Annotated in this window: 18 protein-coding genes, 1 rRNA gene and 1 pseudogene; 8 read left to right on the top strand and 12 right to left on the bottom strand. The window is 28.0% G+C overall.

All coding sequences use genetic code 11. From position 1 onward, the window contains the following. Positions 1-23: 23 nt before the first annotated feature. The 3 genes from rrf (at position 24) to rrp1 (ending at position 5,644) form a co-directional block, all read left to right on the top strand. Positions 24-134: ribosomal RNA gene (rrf, locus tag QIA27_RS02590) — 5S ribosomal RNA — on the top strand. 97 nt (positions 135-231) lie between these two features. After that, positions 232-4,737, top strand: a complete 4,506-nt coding sequence (locus QIA27_RS02585; protein WP_301403555.1) for an ATP-binding protein — start codon at positions 232-234, stop codon at positions 4,735-4,737. Next, positions 4,721-5,644 carry a cyclic-di-GMP-producing response regulator Rrp1 gene (rrp1, locus tag QIA27_RS02580; RefSeq protein WP_301403554.1) on the top strand — a complete coding sequence of 308 codons (924 nt, stop codon included), beginning with the start codon at positions 4,721-4,723 and terminating at the stop codon, positions 5,642-5,644. Before QIA27_RS02585 ends, rrp1 begins: the two co-directional genes overlap by 17 nt. A gap of 20 nt (positions 5,645-5,664) precedes the next feature. Here the strand turns inward: rrp1 and QIA27_RS02575 are convergent, their stop codons facing one another. From QIA27_RS02575 to QIA27_RS02555, 5 genes are read right to left on the bottom strand one after another with little or no spacing between them, the layout of a single operon-like run. Then, complete coding sequence (locus QIA27_RS02575; protein WP_301403553.1) at positions 5,665-6,714, bottom strand: hypothetical protein; 1,050 nt, start codon at positions 6,712-6,714, stop codon at positions 5,665-5,667. Further along, entirely contained in the window at positions 6,715-7,350 is a 636-nt protein-coding gene (locus QIA27_RS02570) for an adenylate kinase (RefSeq protein ID WP_301353720.1), read from the bottom strand. It abuts the gene before it with no gap. A 38-nt stretch (positions 7,351-7,388) separates the two neighbouring features. Beyond that, a complete protein-coding gene (locus QIA27_RS02565) occupies positions 7,389-8,603 on the bottom strand; it encodes a TraB family protein (RefSeq protein ID WP_301403552.1) in 1,215 nt (404 codons plus the stop codon). Between the two features lie 22 nt (positions 8,604-8,625). Continuing rightward, positions 8,626-9,753 carry a chemotaxis protein CheB gene (locus QIA27_RS02560; protein WP_301403551.1) on the bottom strand — a complete coding sequence of 376 codons (1,128 nt, stop codon included), beginning with the start codon at positions 9,751-9,753 and terminating at the stop codon, positions 8,626-8,628. Positions 9,754-9,785: 32 nt separating this feature from the next. Next, the gene (locus QIA27_RS02555; protein ID WP_301353716.1) at positions 9,786-10,643 is read right to left on the bottom strand and encodes a protein-glutamate O-methyltransferase; all 858 of its coding nucleotides are present in this window, start codon (positions 10,641-10,643) and stop codon (positions 9,786-9,788) included. 254 nt (positions 10,644-10,897) lie between these two features. On the opposite strand from QIA27_RS02555, the gene QIA27_RS02550 reads away from it, so the two are divergent. Beyond that, a complete protein-coding gene (locus QIA27_RS02550; protein WP_301403550.1) occupies positions 10,898-11,515 on the top strand; it encodes a diacylglycerol/polyprenol kinase family protein in 618 nt (205 codons plus the stop codon). Here QIA27_RS02550 and QIA27_RS02545 read toward each other — a convergent pair. Genes QIA27_RS02545 through QIA27_RS02535 form a run of 3 tightly spaced genes read right to left on the bottom strand, consistent with a single transcriptional unit; the run spans position 11,503 to position 13,786 of the window. Next, positions 11,503-12,282 (bottom strand): hypothetical protein, encoded by a 780-nt coding sequence (locus QIA27_RS02545; RefSeq protein WP_301353713.1) that lies wholly within the window; start codon positions 12,280-12,282, stop codon positions 11,503-11,505. The genes QIA27_RS02550 and QIA27_RS02545 overlap by 13 nt on opposite strands. Next, entirely contained in the window at positions 12,279-13,160 is an 882-nt protein-coding gene (locus QIA27_RS02540) for a DNA/RNA non-specific endonuclease (protein WP_301386369.1), read from the bottom strand. The genes QIA27_RS02545 and QIA27_RS02540 overlap by 4 nt, the downstream gene beginning before the upstream one ends. Then, a complete protein-coding gene (locus tag QIA27_RS02535) occupies positions 13,157-13,786 on the bottom strand; it encodes a hypothetical protein (RefSeq protein ID WP_301386368.1) in 630 nt (209 codons plus the stop codon). Before QIA27_RS02535 ends, QIA27_RS02540 begins: the two co-directional genes overlap by 4 nt. 171 nt (positions 13,787-13,957) lie before the next feature. On the opposite strand from QIA27_RS02535, the gene QIA27_RS02530 reads away from it, so the two are divergent. Beyond that, the gene (locus QIA27_RS02530; RefSeq protein WP_301386367.1) at positions 13,958-15,835 is read left to right on the top strand and encodes a fructose-specific PTS transporter subunit EIIC; all 1,878 of its coding nucleotides are present in this window, start codon (positions 13,958-13,960) and stop codon (positions 15,833-15,835) included. Next, on the top strand, positions 15,832-16,947 hold the full coding sequence (manA, locus tag QIA27_RS02525) for a mannose-6-phosphate isomerase, class I (RefSeq protein ID WP_301386366.1): 1,116 nt from the start codon (positions 15,832-15,834) through the stop codon (positions 16,945-16,947). The genes QIA27_RS02530 and manA overlap by 4 nt, the downstream gene beginning before the upstream one ends. 54 nt (positions 16,948-17,001) lie before the next feature. On the opposite strand, the gene QIA27_RS02520 is transcribed toward manA, so the two are convergent. From QIA27_RS02520 to QIA27_RS02510, 3 genes and pseudogenes are all read right to left on the bottom strand, one after another. Then, positions 17,002-17,613, bottom strand: coding sequence for a DUF3996 domain-containing protein (locus QIA27_RS02520; RefSeq protein WP_301386365.1), 612 nt, complete (start codon positions 17,611-17,613; stop codon positions 17,002-17,004). Positions 17,614-17,623: 10 nt separating this feature from the next. Then, the gene (locus QIA27_RS02515; protein ID WP_301353706.1) at positions 17,624-18,238 is read right to left on the bottom strand and encodes a DUF3996 domain-containing protein; all 615 of its coding nucleotides are present in this window, start codon (positions 18,236-18,238) and stop codon (positions 17,624-17,626) included. Then, a pseudogene (locus tag QIA27_RS02510) lies at positions 18,235-18,648 on the bottom strand (hypothetical protein). Before QIA27_RS02510 ends, QIA27_RS02515 begins: the two are co-directional and overlap by 4 nt. A gap of 163 nt (positions 18,649-18,811) precedes the next feature. On the opposite strand from QIA27_RS02510, the gene QIA27_RS02505 reads away from it, so the two are divergent. Both QIA27_RS02505 and proS read left to right on the top strand, forming a co-directional pair. Further along, positions 18,812-19,489, top strand: coding sequence for a DUF2259 domain-containing protein (locus QIA27_RS02505; protein ID WP_301386364.1), 678 nt, complete (start codon positions 18,812-18,814; stop codon positions 19,487-19,489). A 51-nt stretch (positions 19,490-19,540) separates the two neighbouring features. Further along, complete coding sequence (gene proS, locus QIA27_RS02500) at positions 19,541-21,007, top strand: proline--tRNA ligase (RefSeq protein WP_301386363.1); 1,467 nt, start codon at positions 19,541-19,543, stop codon at positions 21,005-21,007. Between the two features lie 23 nt (positions 21,008-21,030). Here the strand turns inward: proS and QIA27_RS02495 are convergent, their stop codons facing one another. Next, positions 21,031-22,221 carry a dicarboxylate/amino acid:cation symporter gene (locus QIA27_RS02495; protein ID WP_301403549.1) on the bottom strand — a complete coding sequence of 397 codons (1,191 nt, stop codon included), beginning with the start codon at positions 22,219-22,221 and terminating at the stop codon, positions 21,031-21,033. Between the last annotated feature and the right edge of the window lie 14 nt (positions 22,222-22,235).

Raw genomic sequence — 22,235 nt, 5'->3', positions numbered from 1 at the left:
ATTTTTGTCTTCCTTATAAAAACCCTGGTGGTTAAAGAAAAGAGGAAACACCTGTTATCATTCCGAACACAGAAGTTAAGCTCTTATTCGCTGATGGTACTGCGAGTTCGCGGGAGAGTAAGTTATTGCCAGGGTTTTTATTTTGTACTTTAAACTTTGATTTTATTGTGTATACTTATTTTTACACATTAGTAGAACTATTGTATTTTAATAAGGAAATTTTAAAATAACATGAAAAAAGCAAACTTTTTAAGTACTAATTTTTTAATTTTACTTTTGGTTTGCTTTGTCAACGCCAATTTATTCCCTAAGGATATTTTCAAGTTTAAGCTTGTAGGTCAATATTTCCCCTTTTACCATAAGAATAATAAAGGAGAATATGAAGGGCTTATTTTTTCTATTTTAGACAAATGGGCAAAAGATAATAATGTTGATATTATAGTTGAGCCTGTTGATAATTTAAATGAAAGTAAAATTGAAGACGAAGCAATATATTTAGGATTGACTTATAATTCAAAATTAAATGATTTATTTTATTTTAAAGGTGAACTTGCCAGGAGTATTGCAATTTTGTTTTATAAAAGCTCTAATAAAAAATATAAAAGTACTCATTCAACATTTTTATCCAATTTTAATATAGGAGTTATTAAAAACACAATATATGAAGATATTTTAAGACTAAGAGGTGCTAACAACATTTTTTTGGTTAATAATGTTCAAGAATTATTATTGGCTTTAAAAAATGATAAAGTTGATTATATATATGGTGACTGTAAGACTTTATATTATGTTTCAAAGTTTATTTTAGGTGAAGATCTTGGGATTTTTAATGGAGATGTGTTTTATAGCATAAAAAATAGAGTGGCTATTAGTAGAAATGCTCCTGAGATAATAAAGAATTTAAATTTAGATTTATTTTCGTATTTGATGAAAATGCCTGATGAATATGTTGTGTCTTTTTTGGACAGTACTGTTAAGGGAAGTTTTATTGATGTTGGGCTATATAACGATTATCCCCCTTTGAGTTTTATTAATTCAAAGGGAAAGTTGTCTGGCATTTTAGTAGATTTATGGAATCTTATTTCAAGAAAGCATATCTTTAAACCTATTTTTAAGGGGTTTCCTAAAGAGGATATTAAGAAATCATTAGATGGAAAGTCAGTAGGCATTTTTGGAGGAATTATTAGTAATGATAGTGTCTTTGAAAATGTTAATTATGTAGTAAGTAAGCCAATATATCCGCTTAATTTTAAATTTTATTCTAAAGGTTTAAGCAATACCGCTGGTCCAATAAATTCTCAGTTTATTGATTTTGATTTTAATAATATTCGATTAAATAAGGATCAAGACATTGTTAATAACTTTATAGATATTGTTAATAATTCATATGGATTTATAGAAAATTCAATAACAACAAAATATTTATTAAAATTAAATGGATATAACGGAATATTAAAATCTTACGATTCGATTTTTAATAAAAATAGGTTTTTAGTATTGGCTATTGATAATAGGGTTTACAAGATTATTAAATACATTCTTAATTCTATATTTGATGATATTTCATTTGAATCTTTACTTCAAATAGATAAAAATTGGCTGGATAAAGAAGAGATTAATAGTTCTCGAATAAATAGTTATAAAATCATGAATAAGGTTAAATTCAATGTAGAAGAAAAAATTTGGTTATCAAAAAATAATAAATTAAATCTTGCTGTTAAAAATTGGTATCCAATAGATTATGTTGAAGCAAATAGTTATAAAGGAATAAATCAATTTTTGCTTGATAAGATTAGAATGTTTTCAGGTTTGGAATTTAATATAATTGAAGCATATAGCAGTTTGGAGCTCAAAAAATTAATCAAATCTGGAAAAATCGATATGCTAAATACTAATGCGATCGATTCAAATTTGGATAATGTTTTTAATATAAAATTAAATTCTCAAATTCCACTTTATATTTTTTCAAATAAAAAAAGGGTGCTTCCATCTAGATCTTTAGAGAAGTTTGCTGTACTTGATTTTTTATATAGTGAAAATTTGGCTTCCAAGATTAAATCAAAGCTTTTTCTGGTGAGTAGCTTTAAAGAAGCCCTACTTCTTCTTTATAAGGGAAAGATAGATGGGATTATTAGCGATGAGTATACAGCTGCTGCTGTTTTTGAAGAATTAAATGTTGTTGATGTTGAAAAACTTCCTACTTTTAGAGATTTGGCTTTTGATTTGAGTCTTGCTATTTACAATCAAGATTATATCTTGAAAGAAATTATTCAAAAAGTTGTTATGCGTTCAAATGTTGATAGTCAAAGGTATTTAAATGATTGGAAATTTGATATTTATTATAAATCCAAAGGCAGTAGGTTTAAAAATTTCGAATTTTTGGTGTTAACGGTCATTATATTTTATTTTACTTTTTTAGGATTTGTAATAATTTTTCTGTTCAAATTATCATTTGAACAGAAAAGAAAATACTCTTTTGTAATGAATGAAAAAAAGGTTGCAGAAGCTGCTAATACTGCTAAAACCATTTTTATAGCTAACATCAGTCATGATATTCGTACTCCTATTAATGGAATAATGGCGGCTACGGAGCTTTTGGATACAACTATTCTTACGGATGTTCAAAAAGACTATGTTAGGATGATAAATTATTCATCTGACTCTTTGCTTTCTTTAATTGATGATATATTGTATTTGTCTCAAATAGATGTCAATGAATTACATGTTGAGAGTCAAGAGATTGATTTAGAGAATGAAATGGAAATGGTTTTAAAAACCTTTCAATCTCAATGTGCAAAGAAAAATATTGATTTATTCTCTTATTCTAAATCTGATTTGAAGAATTATATAAAAGGTGACATTGTAAAAATTAAACAAGTTTTAATTAATTTAATAGGAAATGCTTTTAAGTTTACAGATGATGGTGTTATTGTTTTAAACTATGAAGAAGTATGTAGAACAAGAGCTGATGATAATAGAGTGTTGGTTACAATTGAATTTAAGGTAATAGATACAGGCAAAGGCATTAAAAGAGAAAATCTTTCTAAGATATTTGAAATATTTAAACAAGAGGATGATTCTTCTTCAAGGGTCCATGAGGGTGCGGGATTAGGATTGTCAATATCTAGAGAGCTTATAAGGTTAATGGGCGGTCTTGGCATTTCTGTTGATAGTGAGGTGGGAGAGGGTACAACTTTTTCATTTATGCTGCCTTTTTTCTTGGGAGGAGAGCTTAAAAGTAAAGGTTTATCAGTCAATAGATGCCAATCAATAAATAGTAATAATAAAGTGCTGAACGTTCTCTTGAGTCAAAAATCTATTAAAATTTTTGAACAATGTTCAACTTTGTTAGGCCAATCTTCTAATTTGCACTATGTAGCGTCTTTTGAAGATGCTTACAAATTATTTAAGAAATACTCTTTTTATAATTTTGTTTGTGTAAATGTAAATAACGACAATATTCAAGAGAGTATTCGATTTGCTAATAATATTGAAAGACTAAGCCCTGATGTACAAATTATTTTTTTATTTTATTATTTAGAGAATAAAGCTTTAAAAAATTTAAAATATATGTATGTTAAAAAGCCGTTAATGGGACTTAATATATCCTCTATTCTTTCTAAAAAAGAGCTTAAAACAGAAATGGATTTTGAAGATTTAGTTCCAGTAGATAGTGCTTTTAAGATAAAAGAACCTATTAATGTGTTAATAGCTGAAGATAATCAAGTAAATCAAAAAGTGTTGAAAGACATTCTTGTCGTAATAGGTATTAACGAAAATTTTATTGATATTGTAGATGACGGAGTAAAGGCTTTAAAATCTTTAAAAGAAAAAAAATATGCTATCTCTTTTATTGATATACGAATGCCAAGATATGATGGATTTTCAGTGGCTAAAGAAATTAGAAAATTTGAAAAGGCAAAGAATTTAAAGCCGTGCATTTTGGTTGCTGTAACAGCGCATGCTTTGCAAGATTATAAAGACAAGTGTTTTGCAAGTGGTATGAATGATTACATTTCAAAACCAATACACATAAGTTCAATTAAAATTATATTAAGAAAATATTTACAGTTTGAAGCTAATGATATTTGGGAAAATGAAGATTTGAATCAACTTGTTAAGTTTCCCAACTTAGATGTTAATAGGGCTTTAAAAGAATTAAATCTTTCGTATGTATCATATTCTGAATTATGTAGAGGACTTGTTGATTTTATTTCTATTAATATTATTGATTTAGAAAAAGCTTTTGATGAGGAAAATTTGTCTTTAATTAGGAGCATATCGCATTCAATATCTGGAGCTCTTTCTAATATGCGTAGCGAATTGTATAAAGATTTTAAAAAGATTGAAACAAGTAAAGATTCAATTTATGAGTTAAAAAAAATGTATTCTTTTGTAAAAGATAATTTATTGCGACTAATGAACGACATAAAGGAGAATGTTTTGTTTGAGCCTGAGATTGTTAGTGATAATAAGCTATACTTTAAAAACAATGATCAATTTTTAAACCTTCTCAATAAACTTTTAATTGGTATTAAAACCAGAAAGCCAAGAGAATACAACGAAATTCTTGAGAGTATTGACAAGTATGTTTTAGACGATAATATTCAGGTATTATTTAGTGAACTTCGCAGAAATTTAAGATTATATAGATTCGCTGAAAGCTCTAAGATTCTTAAAGAGATTATTGAAACGTTTGGCGATAATAAGAGTATTAGTAGTGGAAATGATAATTAAAGATAAATCTTTTGAAGTAGAGAATCAAAAGCTTTTAATTGTGGATGATTCTCCCACCAATTTAGATTTATTGGTAAATATATTGCAAGATTCTTATGAGGTTGAGGTTGCAACAAATGGACTTGATGCTTTAAAGCAAGTTGAAAAAGATAGTCCTGATCTTATACTTCTTGACATAGGGCTTCCAGATATTAATGGATATGAGGTGTGCAGAAAGCTAAAAAGCGATCCTGATACTAAAGAGATTCCTGTAATTTTCATTAGTTCAAGAAGTTCTACAGATGCTCAACTTGAGGGATTTAACGTTGGTGGAGTAGATTATATTTTAAAGCCCTTTAATAGCCGAATAATTGACGCTAGAGTTAAGACGCATCTTGAATTAAAACGGTTAAGAGATTATTTTAAAAGCTTATCTAGAATTGATGGGCTTACTCAGATTCCAAACAGAAGATTTTTTATGGATAAATTTTCTAAGTCGTGGATGAAGGCTTTAGAAAGTAAAGAAGTAGTAATTGTTGGAATGTTGGATATTGATAATTTTAAAAATTACAATGATAATTATGGCCACACCAATGGTGATGAGTGCCTTAAATTGATTGCTAAAGCTTTATATAAGGTTTCTTTAAAATATAAAATAGATGTTGCTCGATATGGAGGAGAAGAATTTATTTTTTTTTCTGTTAACAAGAGCCTAAGTGAAATGATTTGCATTATTAAAACAATGATTAATGATATAAAGTGTTTAAGAATAGTTCATGAGCATAGTAGTATTTCTAGTATTGTAACTGTTTCAATAGGGCTTGCTCAAGAAATTCCTATTGATAACAATTTTACCAATATCATAAAACTTGCTGATAGCAAGCTTTATGAGGCCAAAGTTTCTGGAAGGAATCAGTTTAGATATTAAAATTTTATATTTATTAGATTTTAGTATTTATAAGTTATAGATATTCCAATAGAATCGTAGTAAAAATAAGAATTGCTAGTTGCTATTCTTTTTGAAATATCAGCCAGTCCAGCGGTGTTATTTGTGTATGTAGGGTTTGTAGATAATTTTAGTTGAAGGCCAATTGTTAAAGGCTTGACAATTTCAAAATTAGTAATAATAGAAATATTGTGGTAAAAAATATCACTTCCCCAACCTTTGTTTTTCCATGAGCTTGTGTTTCTTTCTTTGCCGATTTGTGTTTTTCCTTCATAAAGTAGACCTATGGTGTTAAGAGGTATTGGCATTTTATAAGCTAAAAGAGCATAGGGCTTTATTAGCATGCCATTTATATTTTTACCATCGTCTGCTTTATATTTCCAAAGTTGATCTTTGTTTGCATGAGGATTAATTAAGTATGTAAAATCATTGCCAATAACTGTAATAATGTGTGTCCATTCTCCTTGAAAAATAGCGTTTAAATCAAATTGGAGTCGTCCCCCTATTATTATTTCTGAATAAAATTCAATAGTATTTGAATATTTTCCATTTTTAATGTGCACGCCAATTCCCTTAAATCCAAAAGCTTCCCAACCTATACCAATTTCATTTGATGCATATAAATTTAGAAAAGCAATAGGAGTAAAGCCTAGCATGCTTTTAAATGAGATACTAACGGGAGATAGTCCGATATTTAAGTCGACGTCTATTCCATTGTTTTTAAAAAATATAGAATTGGGATTGTTTAAAGCTTTAAAATTTTTATAGTATCCTACGTATGATATTAATTTTATTCCCCCCCAATAATTGGCTGGAATTTTCAAACTTGGTTCAATATTTTGGAAGTTGGGATATTTAAAGCTTTGTGAAAATTTGCTTCCATTTGTTCCCAGTTCGTGGGGAGGATAATAAGCAGATTGAAAAGTAAAGTAAAAATATTTATCATCGAATTTTAAGTCTTGTTGATCTTGGGCAAGAATTATTTTTACTTGCAAAAAAAGCAAGCAAAAGCAAATTTTTTTTAACATTTTTATTTTGAATACCTTTCCCATTTAATTTTTTTTTAACATTATTTTAATTATTTTTTTTCTGATTTCATCAATTTTAACAGATGCATCAACATTATTAAGTCTAGAGCATTTTGAGTAAAATTCTATTAATGGTTTTGTTTGTAATTTATATTCTTTAAGTCTTATTTTTAGGCATTCTTCTTTATCATCTTCTCGTTGGTAAAGGTCTCCTCCGCAAACGTCGCAAATGCCATTAATTTTTGTGGCTAGGGTATATATATTGAAAATATTATTACAAGATTTGCAAATTCTTCTTCCTGAGAGTCTTTTTATTACCAATTCTTCATCAATTAAAAAGTTTATTATTTTTACGTTTGGCAAAAATTTGTCAAGAGCTTCAGCTTGACAAATGTTGCGCGGAAATCCATCTAAAATAAAATTTTTGTTCTTTTCAATAGCTCTGATTTTATCTTCTACAATTTTGATTGTAATTAGGTCTGGGACCAGTTCTCCCTTTTCAACAATTTTTTTTATTTCTTTTCCAAGAGTTGTAGAATTTAAAATATTTTCTCTAAATAAATCTCCTGTTGAAATGTGATGGTATTTAAATTCTTTAGAAATAATTTTTGAAATAGTCCCCTTTCCAGAACCTGGAGGACCTAAAAATACAAGTCCCATATATGTACTCCTGTGTAGATATTTATCATTTTAAGGGTTTATTTGAAAACATTTAATAAAAATTTAAGTCCTACAATTGTTCCAATTGTAGATCCAAGGTTTACAAAAAGTGCTATTAGTAAAATTCTTGTAACTTTGTTTTTGAAATATCCTTTTGTTGTTGACAATTCTTCTTGTAGATTCTCAAAATCTTTGACCTTTGGTTTGTTTATGTAAGCTTCAACAAGTCCTGCTACCATGCCTGTTCCTATGAATGGTATTAAGGAGAATATTGGAGACCCCATAATAGCTGTTAAAATTGTTAAAGGATGAGATTTCAATAAGATGGATGCAATGCCTGAAAAGAGAGAGTTAGATATTATCCAAAGTTTTAAATTTTTGTAAGCAAAATCAAATCCTTTAAAGTAAAAAGAGCTTGCTATTAGTAAAATGATTGAAATTGCAATTAAGTAAGATAGCATTTTGCTAAATGAAAAATGTTTTTTAGGTATTCTGTCGAGTTCTTCAACGTTTATTATTTTTTTATTTTGACTTATTTCTTTTAAGGTTTTCATTATTCCGTTTACATGTCCTGCGCCTACAATGGCAAGAATAATGCCTTTTCCTTCAAGTATTTTGTTTGCAATAAATTCGTCTCTTTCCTCTATTAAAGCTTTTTTTACTTTAGGTATTTCTTTGGAAAGTTCTTCCATTATTTTTGAAAGAGCGTCTTGTTCTTTGAGTTTTTCAATTTCATCTGTTGTAATTTTTGTATCTGTTAGGGAAAAAAGGCTTGAGATTATTTTTGCTTTTTCAAATATTGGAATAGATATCCACGCTCTTTTTAGAGTTGTTTCAATTTTTCTGTCAGCAAGAATTAGTGGAATATTGTGTTCTTTAGCTTTTAAAATAGCTGTTTTCATTTCTTCACCAGGTTTTATTCCCTGTTCTTTTGCTAATTTTTTTTGAAAATTACTAAGAATTATATTTATTATGAGAAAGAAGGCTTTTCCTTGTTTTAAAGCTTTATCTATATCTAAGTTCCTCCATTTTTCATTTTCATCAGTGTTTAAGATTGAATGATATCGAGCTTCATCGAGTTCAACGGCAATATAGTCTGGCTTTAAGATTTCTATTAAATTCGCAGTATCTTCTGAGCTTTTTTTTGACACGTGCGCAGTTCCAAGTATATATATTGTTTTATTGTGTATATTAAATTTACTTACATGAGAAAAGCAGTCTTCTATTTTGGTGTTGTCTTTTTTGTTGTCCAAAAAATATTCCTTGTTAAAAAAATTAGCTATTAATTAGTATAGCCTTTAATAATTCTACCATATGGTTTAGAGGAACTATATAGTCTATGTTGTTTTCTTTTATTGCTATTTTTGGCATTCCAAAAACCATGGAACTTTCTTTATCTTGTGCAATAGTTAGCCCCCCAGCTTTTTTTATATCGCCAATTTCTCTTGATCCGTCATTTCCCATTCCAGTCATTATTAGGGCAATTGCTTTGTCTTTTGCAATTTCTGCAATAGATTGAAATAATACCCCAATAGATGGTTTGTGACCATTTATATGTTTGTCATCAAATATTTGTATTTGATAGTTACCATCAATTTTTTTTATTCTTGTATGATATCCGCCCGAGCTTATGTATGCATGTCCTTGCTTTAATATTTCTTTATTGGCAGTTTCTTTTACTTTTATTTTGCAAAGATTATTAAGATTTTTTGCAAATTCTTCTGTAAATCCTTTGGGCATATGTTGAACAATTATTATTGGTGGAAAGCTTTCAGGTATTTCTGGTAATATTGATTTCAAGGCTACGGGCCCCCCTGCTGATACTCCAATTGCTATTATGTCGAATTTTCTCAGTTTAAGTTTTTTGATTTCTTTTTCATTTAATATTTTTTCTTCTATATGTCCTTCAAGTTGAGTTAATGAAAAAATGTCATTTTTGTGATTTAAAAAAATTTTAGCTTTCTTATAGCTTTTTGTTTCCATATCCTTATTGCAGATAATTTTGTTTTTTATAGATATCGATCCATAGGTCAAAAGAGAATTAATAATTTGTTCTTTTTTGTTTTCATGTGATTTTTTATTTTTAGATACTAATATAAGATCATCAGCACCTTTTAAAGCAGCAATATTTATTAGGTTTTGATTTGAAGATGTTACAATAATTGGTATTGTTTTATTTATATTGTTTTTTTTCTCCAAAAAGAAAATATCTTTAATGTTGTTTTCTTCTAGATTCATTAATATTACTTCGGGGTTATGTTTTTTAAGTTTATTTGTTGCGAATTTGCCATTGGAAGCAGTTGCAATGACTTGGAGTTTAGGAGATGAATTAATAAGGTCTGATATAAGTTTTCTCTTTACAGCAAAGTATTCTATGATAAGTACAGAAATTTTTGTTTCCACCGTTACTTTTTTCCTATTTAATTCTTGTTAAATTATAACTTATATTTATTTTTTAATTTAAATTTTTCTTTTTGACAGCCGGTATCTTTTTTTTCATAGATTATTGCCCAGGGTGTTTTTAAAAATTTGAAAGGAAGATTAAGTCCAAAAAGGGATTCTGAGTGTCCTATAAATAAATAGCTGTTTTTAGACATGTTATTGTAGAATTTTTTAAGTACTTTAATTTTTGATTTTTCATCAAAGTATATTAATACATTTCTACAAAAAATAACATCAATTTGTGAAAAATTACTTTCAAAGTTTAGGTTATGATAATCAAATCTTATGTGATTTTTAATTTCATTTTTAATTTTATATCCGTTTGAGTGAGAATATATATAGTGTCGGTATTCTTTAGGAATATTTTCACATTTATTTGATGAGTAATATCCTTCTTTTGCTATCATCAAAGATTTTAAACTTAAATCAGAAGCGATAATGACAAAATCTATTTCTTTTGGAAGTTTTGATTTGAGTACAAATGCTAATGAATAAGGTTCTTCTCCTGTTGAGCATCCCGCAGACCAGATAATAATCCTGGTTTTTTTTTCCATGTTTTTAATACTAATTAAATTAGGAATTACAAATTTTTCAAAGGTTTGGAAATGCATTGAATTTCTAAAAAATCTTGTTAAATTAGTCGTGACTAAATCTAGGAAATATTCTTTTTTGAATTTTTCACTAATTATTAAATTATAAAGTTGTGATGGATTTTCAAGATTAAGTTCTCGTACCGCGTCATTAATTCTGCTTTGAAGAATAAATTTATTTTTTTCATCAAAACGCATTCCACTGTTGTTGTATATAAAGTCGCAAAATTTTAAAAATAAGTTATCTTCAATTTTTAGCATTTTTGTAAACCCGCTTTATTATTTTCTTTATAAATATAAATAAGTATTGCCTATTTATAATAAATCTCTAGGTTAGAATATTTTTTTTTGGAAAAAAATTGTAAATTAATATAAATAATTTTATTATAAGATATGGGTTTGCAAAAAGGTTTTTGTTTATTTTAATTTATTTGCAGTGATAAATGGAAGATTTGATAAGTGTTAAAAAAATGTTTTCAAATGGTGGCTTAATATCTACTTAAAAAGATTGAATAATGTTTAATGTGTTTAAAAGAACAATTTTTAGAGAAGATATTAAGTATGAAATTATTAGAAAATTTTTTCATATTTTTAGCTTAATAATTTTGGGTTTTTATGGAATAAATTTTTGGATAGGGCTTGTTTCTAACATACTTTTTATGGTTTTATACCTAAGTTCTGAAGTTTTTAGAATTACAAAAAAAAAACTACTTTTCTTTAAGAATATTTCAGACATAATATTAAAATCAAGAAAAATATTACCCAATAAAGTATCTTTTTCGCCTGTGTTTTTGTTTTTAGGCATATTGACATCATATTGCTTGGTTATGGAGCCTTTTAATTATATTGGAATATTCTCAGTATGTCTTGGTGATGGATTTGCAAGTCTTGCTGGAAAGTTAATTCCTTCTTTTAAGCTTGTAAATGATAAAACGATTTCTGGTAGCTTTGTTGTATTTTGTGTTACTTTTTTTTCATATTATTATTTTTTTCCCTATTTAACAACAGCTTTAATTCTTGGGATTTTAGCAGTATTGGTAGAGCTTTTTGATGCTGCAAATTATGATAATTTGTTTTTACCACTTGTTGTTTCAACTTCGTCCTATTTTTTAACTTTTTTTTATAGCCAATAAAAGAAAATTTTTCCTGATTTTTTTAAGTAGATTGGTATTCCAATTGAAATTGGAATAAAGGCGTAAGGTATTTTTAGCAAATTTAAGTAAATCCCACTTAATATTAAAAGCATTGAAACAAAAAGGAAAAAATAGTCAAAATTTTTTTTTCTTAAGAATGCTACTACAAAGTTTATTAAAATAAGCAACAAAAAAGCGTCTATGTAAAATTTTGTACTTTCGATTTTAAGAATGCCGTAGTTTTGGCTATTTTCGTACGAATTAATAGGCATTGAATAGCTATATATGCAGGCAAAGGTCAAAATAATGTACATTGTATAATGTATTGATTTTATTTTGAAATCGCATATATATAAGCTTAAAAAAAATAAATTTAATAATGAAAAAGTATTTATAAAAAGGATAAATTTTGTAAATAAGTAGTAACTTGAATTTAGGTTATTTTTTAAAAAAAAATCTTCAGAAATTAAAATAGGTTCTAATGTATATGAACTAATAAAGCAATAGAAAAGTATAAATTGTATATTATTGGTTCTTTTGTAGTTAATATATGACCACAGTGAGCCTATGATTCCAGCAATAAAGATGGCGAATTTATTAACCAATATTATAAAATTATTATTGTAAATTTCTAGAACATAATTTTGATAATTTTCATTATATTTTATTTTATAAGAGAAAATTAATATAACCAGTGTTGCTAAAATAAAAATTATAAAGAGAAAGAGATTAATAGAAACGTTTAACTTTGTAAATATTGATTTCATTTAAACTTCCAAGAATGCGTGTTTTGCATTTTTTTAATATTTTTTTTAATTTTTGAATCAAGTTTTTCAAAAAAATCTATTTTTGTTTTTTTTTCAATTGAATCGACGTTAACAACGTAATTTTTCAAATCCAAGTCTTTTGCTTTTTCATTTGGGATAATAAAAGAGATTATGTCATAAAAATTGTTATTATTAATTGCTAGTATTATTTTATAAAAATTTTTAGGTATTAAAATTTTTCTTTTACCAATAAATCCTTTATTTTCTGTCAAAATTCCAGCACTAATGATATATATATATCCTTTTGATATTGCCCATTCTCTTACTAATTTTTCAAGTTTTAGCCAAATTCCAGAATTAAATTCGCTTTTTTGAGGCGATATATTTGATAAAAAATATGTATCTTTCATTGCATTTTCAGAAAAAGACATGTCTGCAGAACTTACTATGTGGCCTCTGTCATAACCGCTTTTAAAGTAATCTTCAAGTTTTGGAAAAATGCCTTTAATGTTGGTGTCTTCAAAGAATTTAGGACTCCTTTTAATTTTTTTTGATTTTAACAAAGTTAATGCTAGTTCTACCATTTCTCTTTTAAGCGGATAAGCAGCCCATTCGGATTGTCTTGCACTTTCAGCATATCCCAAGGTATAGTGTTTTTTACTTATGATTTGGGTAGTAAGATATCCTTTTGGTATTAATTGGGATTCTTTTATTGTAATAGATTTTGTAATGTTAATGTATTTATTTTCTATTATTTCTAAATAGTCGTAAATTTTGTGTTTAATTTGTTTTAGGGCTTTGGGATTTAAGGAAAAAAATAAAAATCCCATTAGACATAAAATATAGCAGTAAAGAAAAAACCTTGACTTTTTTTTCATGTTTCTATCTCATTTTCTTCCTTAAGATTATATCTAATAGTGAAATTAAAAGAAATGTTAAATGTATCTAAAAATAAAAAATCAATTTTAAAATCTAATCCCATTAAAGGTATTGCCTTTTTAGTAGAAATTTCAATAAACATGTAAGGCTCTAGCACATAAGGCAATTTTTCGTAAAATCTAATGTCTCCTATAAAGTTTGTAGATAAGTAAAAACGACCACCTATGCCAATAGTAGAAGAAAAATATTTTGTTTTTTTAATTAAGTTTGCAATGTGCCAGTTTATTCCTCCTCCAATATAAGATTTAAAGTATTGCATTTTTTTAGGGATATTAAGGTTTTCTTTTGTTAATATCATAGCAACGATTAAAAAATCAAAAGTATTATTAGAGAATGTGTAGTAAGGTCGAAAAATAAGATGTTTTATATTTGAATTTAGAAAAAATCCAATTCCAACTCCAATTCCTGTTGAATATGTGAATCCTCTTTCTGGGCTAAAAAAATTGGAGCTTTGTTTGGATTGGTTATTTTCTTCATTAGTGCTGCCTTCTTCATTTGCGAGTGCATTTAAAGCAGAAATAATAAGCAATGTTAAGGAAATACAAATGTTTGGATTTTTTTTCATAAACAGATTATTTTAGATAATATAAAAATTGCTTTGTCTTTTCAATATTACGATATGTATTCAAAGGAAATTATCCTGTTTAGTGTAAAAATATTTTTTATATTAGGTGACTTTAGCATGCTATTTTATTGTATATTATACAATATGTTTAATTGCTAGGAGATTACATTTATGTTTTTTAATTTTTTAAAAAAAGATCTTGTATTTATTTTGCCAGAAGTAAATTCAAAAAAAGATGTAATTGATTTTTTAGTTGAAAAGGTCAATGATAAGGGATATATAGATAATAAAAGTGAGTTTCTTCAAGGAATTCTTGATAGAGAAAAAATAGGTGACACTTCTTGGGAAAATGGAGTTGCAATTCCCCATTTTATAGGAGATGTTGTTAAAACCAGTTTTATTTCATTACTTTATATTAAAGGTGATGGGGTTAAGTGGTCTGAAGACAATCCCCCTGTTAATTTAATATTTTTAATTTGTATGTCAAAAAAGCAACAAGGCAATGAACATCTTAAGGCGATTTCGTTTATAGCTAAACTGTTTGAAGATGATGCTTTTCAAAATGCTTTAAGTGGGATTGTTACTACCGATGACATTTATTATTATATGGAGAATGTTCAAAGAAAAGCTAAAGAAGAGGTTTTTGGTGCTATAAAATCAGAGAAAATAGTAGCTGTTACTGCTTGTCCTGTTGGAGTTGCTCATACATATATTGCAGCAAAGAAAATTGAAAATGAAGCTAAAAAGCAGGGTTACAACATTAGAGTTGAAACTCAAGGATCTATTGGTATTGAAAATGCCTTAACAGAAGAAGAAATTAGGGATGCAGCCGTTGTAATACTTGCTGTTGATAAGGATATTAATGAAAAGAGATTTGAAGGTAAGAGAGTTTGTAAAGTTTCAACTGCAAAAGCGATAAACAATACGGAAAATATTATTAAGGAAGCTTTTAATGCTCCAGTATTTTTTTGCAAAAATTCTGGTGATAATGGCAATTCTAAAGGATCGATTGCAACAGGCAAGGGGAGTTTTTATAAATATTTAATGAGTGGGGTATCTCCAATGATTCCTGTTGTTGCAAGTGGAGGAATTTTAATTGCTCTTAGCATTGCTTTTGTTGGGGTTGGGCCCGATGGTCCTAATTTTTCTGAGCATCCATTTTATAAGCAGATTGCAGATATTGGTTCTGTGGCTTTTGGAATGATGTTGCCCGTGCTTGCTGGTTTTATTTCAATGGCAATTGCTGATAAGCCTGGTCTTGCGCCTGGTCTTGTTGGTGGAGTAATATCTGGGAATGTGAAAGCAGGTTTCTTGGGTGCAATATTTGCAGGGTTTCTTGCAGGTTATGTTGCAAGGTTTTTAGCAAAAAGATCTGTTCCTGAGTGGTTAAGGCCCGTGATGCCTATATTTGTGATTCCGTTAATAAGCACTATTATTGTTGGGTTTTTTATGTTGTATGTTGGTGTTTATGTTGGGGAATTTATGGTACTGCTTGAAAGCGGGCTTAAATCTTTACAGAGTAATTCAGAAACGTTTGGTGTGTTGGGTAAAATTTTCTTAGGTTTAATACTAGGCTCAATGATTACTATTGATATGGGTGGGCCTTTTAATAAAGTAGCATTTCTTTTTGGTGTGGGACTAATTCCTCAAGTACCAGAGATAATGGGAATGGTGGCAGCAGCAATTCCTGTTCCTCCTATGGCTATGGGACTTGCAACTTTTTTAGCGCCTAAATTATTTGAAAATGAAGAGAAAGAATCCGGCAAAATAGCCTTTTTAATTTCATTTATTGGTATTAGTGAGGGGGCTATTCCTTTTGCTGCTAGTGATCCTGGAAGAGTAATTCCTTCGATAGTGGTAGGAGGAGCTGTGTCAAGCATTATTGCTGCTTTTTTAGGGGTCGCTAATCATGCTCCACACGGAGGGCCAATAGTGCTTCCTGTTGTTGATAATAGATTTGAGTTTATTATTGCAATTGCTGTTGGAGTTGCAGTTGCAACAGCTTTGGTAATTTTTTTGAAATCTTTAAAATTAAAGGAATCTGAATGAATGAAGATAATATTTTTTTAATGAAAAATAATATTAAAGAATATGATTGGGGAGGGATTAGTTTTATTCCCAATCTTTTGGGTGATAAGATTGATGGAAGACCTAAGGCTGAAATGTGGCTTGGAGCACATAAGACATTTTCTAGTAAGATTTTATATAGGAATGAATATGTGTTTTTAAGCGATTTTTTGGAAGACCATAAAGAGCTTTTAGGTTGTAATGACGAATTTCCTTTTTTATTTAAGGTATTGTCCGCAAATAAACCTTTATCTATTCAAATTCATCCTTCTAAAGATATTGCCTTAAAGGGGTATGAATTAGAGAATAATAAAGGGATAGATATTGATGACCCTAAAAGGATATATAAAGACAAAAACCCTAAAATTGAACTTATTTATGCCTTGAGTGATTTTTATGCCCTTAAAGGCTTTTTGCCTTTGGATGAGATTAAAAAAATTTGTGAAATTCTTAAATTAAATTTCGACTTTCAATCACATAGAGACTTTGTAAAAACTATTTTTGATTTACAAACGCATGAACTTGAAAATATTATTGAAAAAATTTTAAAAAATTTAAATCTTATTGATAGTTTTAGGGGTTATTGGTTTAATGAAATTTACAATATTTATGGCGTAGATGTGGGTCTTTTGGTATTTTTGGGTATGAATATTTTAAAGCTAAAACCAGGAGAAGTTGTTTATACAAATAGTCAGGAAGTTCATGCATATCTTAAGGGGGATTGCATTGAACTTATGACCAATTCTGACAATGTTATTAGAGCTGGACTTACTACCAAGTATATTGACAAAGAAGAAATGTTAAGAGTTGGGCAATTTGAGGAAGGAAAATTATCATTTTTAAATCCCGATTTTCAAAATAGTTTTAGTGTATTTAGACTTCCAAATACTAATTTGAAATTAATTCAAAAAAAAATGAATGAGAGTATTTGTGTCAATAGGAATAGTGCAATGGTCTTGTTGGTTTTGGATGGATCTGTGAGTATAAATAAGTCCTTAGATCTTAACAAAGGCGAGAGCATTTTTATAGGCAAAAAAGCTGAAAACTTGTTTATTAATGGGGATGGTCAAGCTTTTATTGCTGGGTTTGATTAAAATTAAGCTTACTTTATGTGAGCTTAATTTTAAATTGCCAATTTAATTATTTGGTTAATTAAATGCAAATTTTATGAATCCAAATCCAAAAAAATTGAATTTAATTCCTTCAAATAAAATGTTTGGCTTTGTTAGCAATATTGTTGGCCCTAGTGCGGGGTAAATTTTGAATCCTATGGATAAATTTTTTGCAAAGTTATATTCCATTACAAAAGGAATTCTTATAACAGCACCTATTCTATCATAATCAGTCTCTTCTTCTTCATCTGGAGGTATAAGGGATGTTTTTGACCAATCTGCGCCTACTCCAATGCCTCCGCCGATTCTCATGTATTGTCCAATTTGTTTTTTAAAAATAATATCTATTCCGCCGTTTAGATAATTTTCAAAATTGTTAGATTTAAGGCCAATAAAGCCTCCATATCCAAAATCAATATTTACGTAAGGAATTGTAATGATGATGTTTGCAATAGGATTGCCTATCCCAATACCCATTGAAAATAAGTCATAATTTTTTTTTTCTTTTATGCCCTTAAGCTTTGCAATACAGGTGGTTGAATCTTCTTCCTTGCTGCATCTGACCATATAATTGTCAGATGCAAAAGAGAGGTGTATTACACCTAATACTAATATTAAAATATGAATTTTTTTAAAATTTTTTATCATTTACTCTCCATTATATATATATTTTTATAAAGCCCGTGCCCAAGAAATTAAATCTAGCGCCTTCAAATGACATTGGACTGCCAAACAGTATAGTTGTTCCAATAGTAGCAACAGCTTTAAACCCAATCACAATATTTTTAAGAAAGCTGTATTCTATTACCAAAGGCAGTCTTACCACAATTCCCACTCTATTTTGAAGAGAAGCTGCTTGTTGGATTCCATTTTCTTCTTCTTCTTCTTCAGGTTTTTCATTCGATTTCTCAGGGCTTCCTTTTGACCAATCTGCACCTATCCCGATGCCGCCTGAAATCATAGTGTTTTTGTGTATTTCATCTTTAAATAAAAGATCTATTCCTCCCACAACATACGGCATGAAATTGTTGGGTTTAAGCCCTATAAATCCCCCGTAACCAAGGTCTATGTCTACATATGGAACAGATATTGTAATATTTGTAAGTGGATATCCAACCCCAAAGCCTATGCCAAATAAACGTCGCACAGATTCTTCTTTTGCAAGAAGCCTCTCAAAATCAAAGTCATCTTCAGTCATAGCTTTGCTTTTTGATTGGGCAGTTAATAAACCTGTTGTTAATATAAGTATTATTGTTGCTAATAGCATTCTCATTGAAATTCTCCTTTTTTATATCCAATTTTAGATATTGTCTTTACAACATTTTTAATAAATCGTAAAAAATTAAAAATATTGATATTTATTTGCTTATTTTGATAGCAAGACTTTATTATTAAATTTTTTATCATTTTATTTATCAAAGTTTTGTTTATCAAAAAATTTTTAATCACAAATACAGGTATTATTATACTACTTGACTGTATATTGATGTTAATCTTGTTTGCATAAGATTTTTGGAGATATATTTTTGCTTTGATTTTTTGGCCTTTAAAAAAAGATTTAAATTGATAAATTTGCAACAAGTAAGTTTTATTGTAATTTTGTGTTTTAAAACACTTGCAAAAAAATATTATTTGCCTTAAGGCCTTTGAAGCTAATGTTAGGCTATTGATCTTTTTGCTCAAAAATTTATCCCAAAAATTTGAATATTAAGTTTTTAATCTATAAACAAATAATATACCAAAGTTTTGAATTTAAAATGCTGTTTGATATTATTTTAAGTAAGACTAAATTAATTATAAATAAGTTTAGTATATAATTTGTTGTTATTAAACTTACGCAAAGCTTATGATTAAACTGTATATTATTTTTTTTTATTTTTTTTCTTTTTTATTGGGATTTTCAGAAAATATTTTTTTTAAAAATTTAGGATTCTCTAATAATGATCAGTATTTTATGTTTGGCGAATATGGGTTTGAAAATGGGTATTATTATTCTGCTGCATATTTTGTTGATGTTATTAAAAATAATTTTGCAAACACCGGATTGCATTCTAGGATTTTTAAGGAGCACATTGAGTATTCAGACAGTTATGATAAAAGTCTTTATGAACTTTTAAAGATAATTAATTTTAAAGTTAAAGAATTTAAAATTAATCATATAAGAAGAGGGCGAGAAATTTATTTTTATGTTAAGAGTGAAATTCCAGAAACAGATTTTTTAAATTTTATTGATTTTAAAACAGGAAACGAATATCAAGTTTTTATTAATAAGGATATTAATTCTCAAGAACTTTCTTCTTCTTTTAATATTTTTCTATCTGTTAGATATTGTAATTCAACCCTAGAAAAACATCTTACTGTTGGAAGAGGGAATTACTATAGAAAGAATGTTGTTGATTACAAAATAAGGGAGATTGCTTTGTTCCCAAATGAAGATGGAATTGTTTTTATTTTAGAAAAAATTATGTTAAATTCTTATGGGAATAAGTATAAGCGGTTTATGGTTGAAGTTAAAAAATATTGAATATAATTATTTAGTTTTTTAAAAAATGTAATGCTTTATTAAGGATAATGTATGAGTGATTTTATAGCATCTAAAGAAGATGATTATTCTAAGTGGTATTTAGATATAGTTCAGAAAGCAAAACTTGCTGATTACAGCCCTGTAAAAGGGTGTATGGTGATTATGCCTTATGGGTATTCTATTTGGAGCAAAATTCAGAGTATACTTGATAAAAAATTTAAAGAGACAGGTCATGAGAATGCATATTTTCCTATGCTTATTCCTTATGGTTTTTTAGAAAAAGAAAAGGATCATATTGATGGATTTTCACCTGAGTTTGCTATTATTAAGGATGCTGGTGGAGAGAGTTTGGTGGAGCCTTTGGTTTTAAGGCCTACTTCTGAGACAATTATTTGGAATATGTATAGCAAGTGGATTAAGTCTTACAGAGATCTTCCTCTTAAAATTAATCAATGGGCAAATGTTATTCGCTGGGAAAAGAGAACAAGGCCTTTTTTGCGAACTACCGAATTTCTATGGCAAGAAGGGCATACTGCACATGCTACTGAAGAGGAGGCATTAGAAGAAACTTTACTTATTTTAGATGTATATAAAAGATTTATGGAAGACTATTTAGCTATTCCAGTTTTTTGTGGTAAAAAGTCTGAAAAGGAAAAATTTGCGGGTGCTGTTTCTACTTACTCAATTGAGGCATTGATGCAAGATAAAAAAGCGCTTCAAGCCGCTACATCCCATTATTTAGGTTTAAATTTTTCAAAGGCATTTGATGTAAAATTTCAAGACAAAGATGGCAAGATGAGACATGTATTTGCTAGTAGTTGGGGTGTTTCTACCAGGTTGATTGGTGCTTTGATTATGGTTCATTCTGACGAGAAAGGTTTAATTTTGCCGCCTCGCATTGCTCCAATAGAAATTATTGTTATTCCTATTTTTAAAAAAGAAGATGAGATTAATAAAAAAATTTTGGACTATTCTGATTGTGTTGTGCAAATTTTAAAAAAAGCAGAATTTAGGGTTGAAATTGATAAGGACATTAAAAGTTCTCCGGGATTTAGGTTTTCATCTGCTGAGTTTAAAGGAATTCCAATACGCCTGGAAGTAGGAATAAATGATATTCTTTTAAATTCTGTTACTATTGCAAGAAGAGATAAAGAGAAAAAATTTAAGTATCAAATATCACTTGATTCTCTTGTTAGCAAGGTTAAGGCAGAACTTGATTCTATGCAAAAGGATTTATTTAAAAAGGCATTGAATTTTAGAACCTTAAATACTAAGGAGATTTTTAGAAGCGGGAAGGATAGTTATGAGTTATTTAAAGCTTATATGAATGATTATTCTGGATTTGTGCTTTCTTGTTGGTGTGGTGGTTTGAATTGCGAAAATATTATTAAAAATGAAACTAAAGCTACAATAAGATGTATTCCTGATGATTTTAAAGCCAAAGATTTAACAGGCATGACTTGTATTTATTGTTCTTCTAGGGCTAAATATTTTGTTTTGTTTGCCAAATCTTATTAATTTGTTTAGCTTTAATTAATTTTTTATTGGTCTTTTAATTCTTTAAAGTTTATTATATGGATAATTGCGATGTTGAAAGCAAAGTCAATTAGTAAGGCCAAAGAGGTTAATATTGGCAGCATTGGTGTTATGTTAGAAACATTTAGTTCTATTCCTTTTGTATAGGTAGAGCAAAGCATTGTAATTATATAAATTAAGCTATTTGGCATATGAGGAAATGCAAGGACAAAAAAAAATGAAAAAGTACTCATATAGCTTATTTCGTAAATAGAAATAGGCAAGCTAGAATATGATTTTAAAATTATAAAAAATGATATTACTGAAACAAAAATAGTCCCAAATTTAGAAACAAAATTTATTAAGGGTATGTTTGTAATTATGGATTTTTTTATATTTATTCTTTCATTTTTAATATCTTCTATTAATATCACGTAAGGAGAATAAGGATCTTTTGTTAGTCCTGAGAATATTATGTTTTGAAATGATACAAGGATTCCTTTATATATCATTCTGAAATTTTTTGTTAATTTATAGCTAATTGTTGGCAATATTACGAATAAAATTATAATTGTCCATGCCAAAAAGAATGTTATGCTGTTTGCGTAATTTTGATAATCCTTGAAGTTTTTTAAACTTGTAATGTAATCTGCTGTTATAAAGATTATTCCTATATTTAATATATTTACAATAAATCCATTTGCATGATAAAAAAGATTGGATGCGCTTAGCATTAGTTCTCTAGTTATTCTACCCTTTTGTTTTGCATAATAAAAGCTTGTGCCGATTATTATTGAAATCATATAGATGCTTAGTAGATTTGGATTACTAGATGTAAATATTTTGAAAATATTTTTTGGAAAAAATGTTTCTAATAAAACTTCTTTTTCAAAAAAATATGTATTTTGTATTGTTTTTTCTAGTATTGGAATTCTTTGTGGAAGATATATTGTCGCAGCTATTATTGCCACAACAACCCCAGATAGATTAATTAAAAGTCCATAATAAATTGTTTTTCCAAAGAGCTTTTTAAAGTTTTTATTTTCAATAATATTTTCAATTCCTAATGGAATTGAAAATATTAAAAAGGGAATAAGAGACAAGTATGACAATCTTATAAAAGCATGGGATAAAGAGCTATAAATTCCAAGAGGTAAAAATAATCCCAAAAAGATTCCAATGGGCAGAGTGAAAAAAAAATTGACTTTTACATTCATATGACTTCTCCTTT

This window comes from [Borrelia] tanukii (assembly GCF_030439725.2).
GTDB lineage: Bacteria > Spirochaetota > Spirochaetia > Borreliales > Borreliaceae > Borreliella > Borreliella tanukii.
Note: the sequence above shows the minus strand (reverse complement) of the source record. Positions and strands in the feature narration are given on the sequence as shown.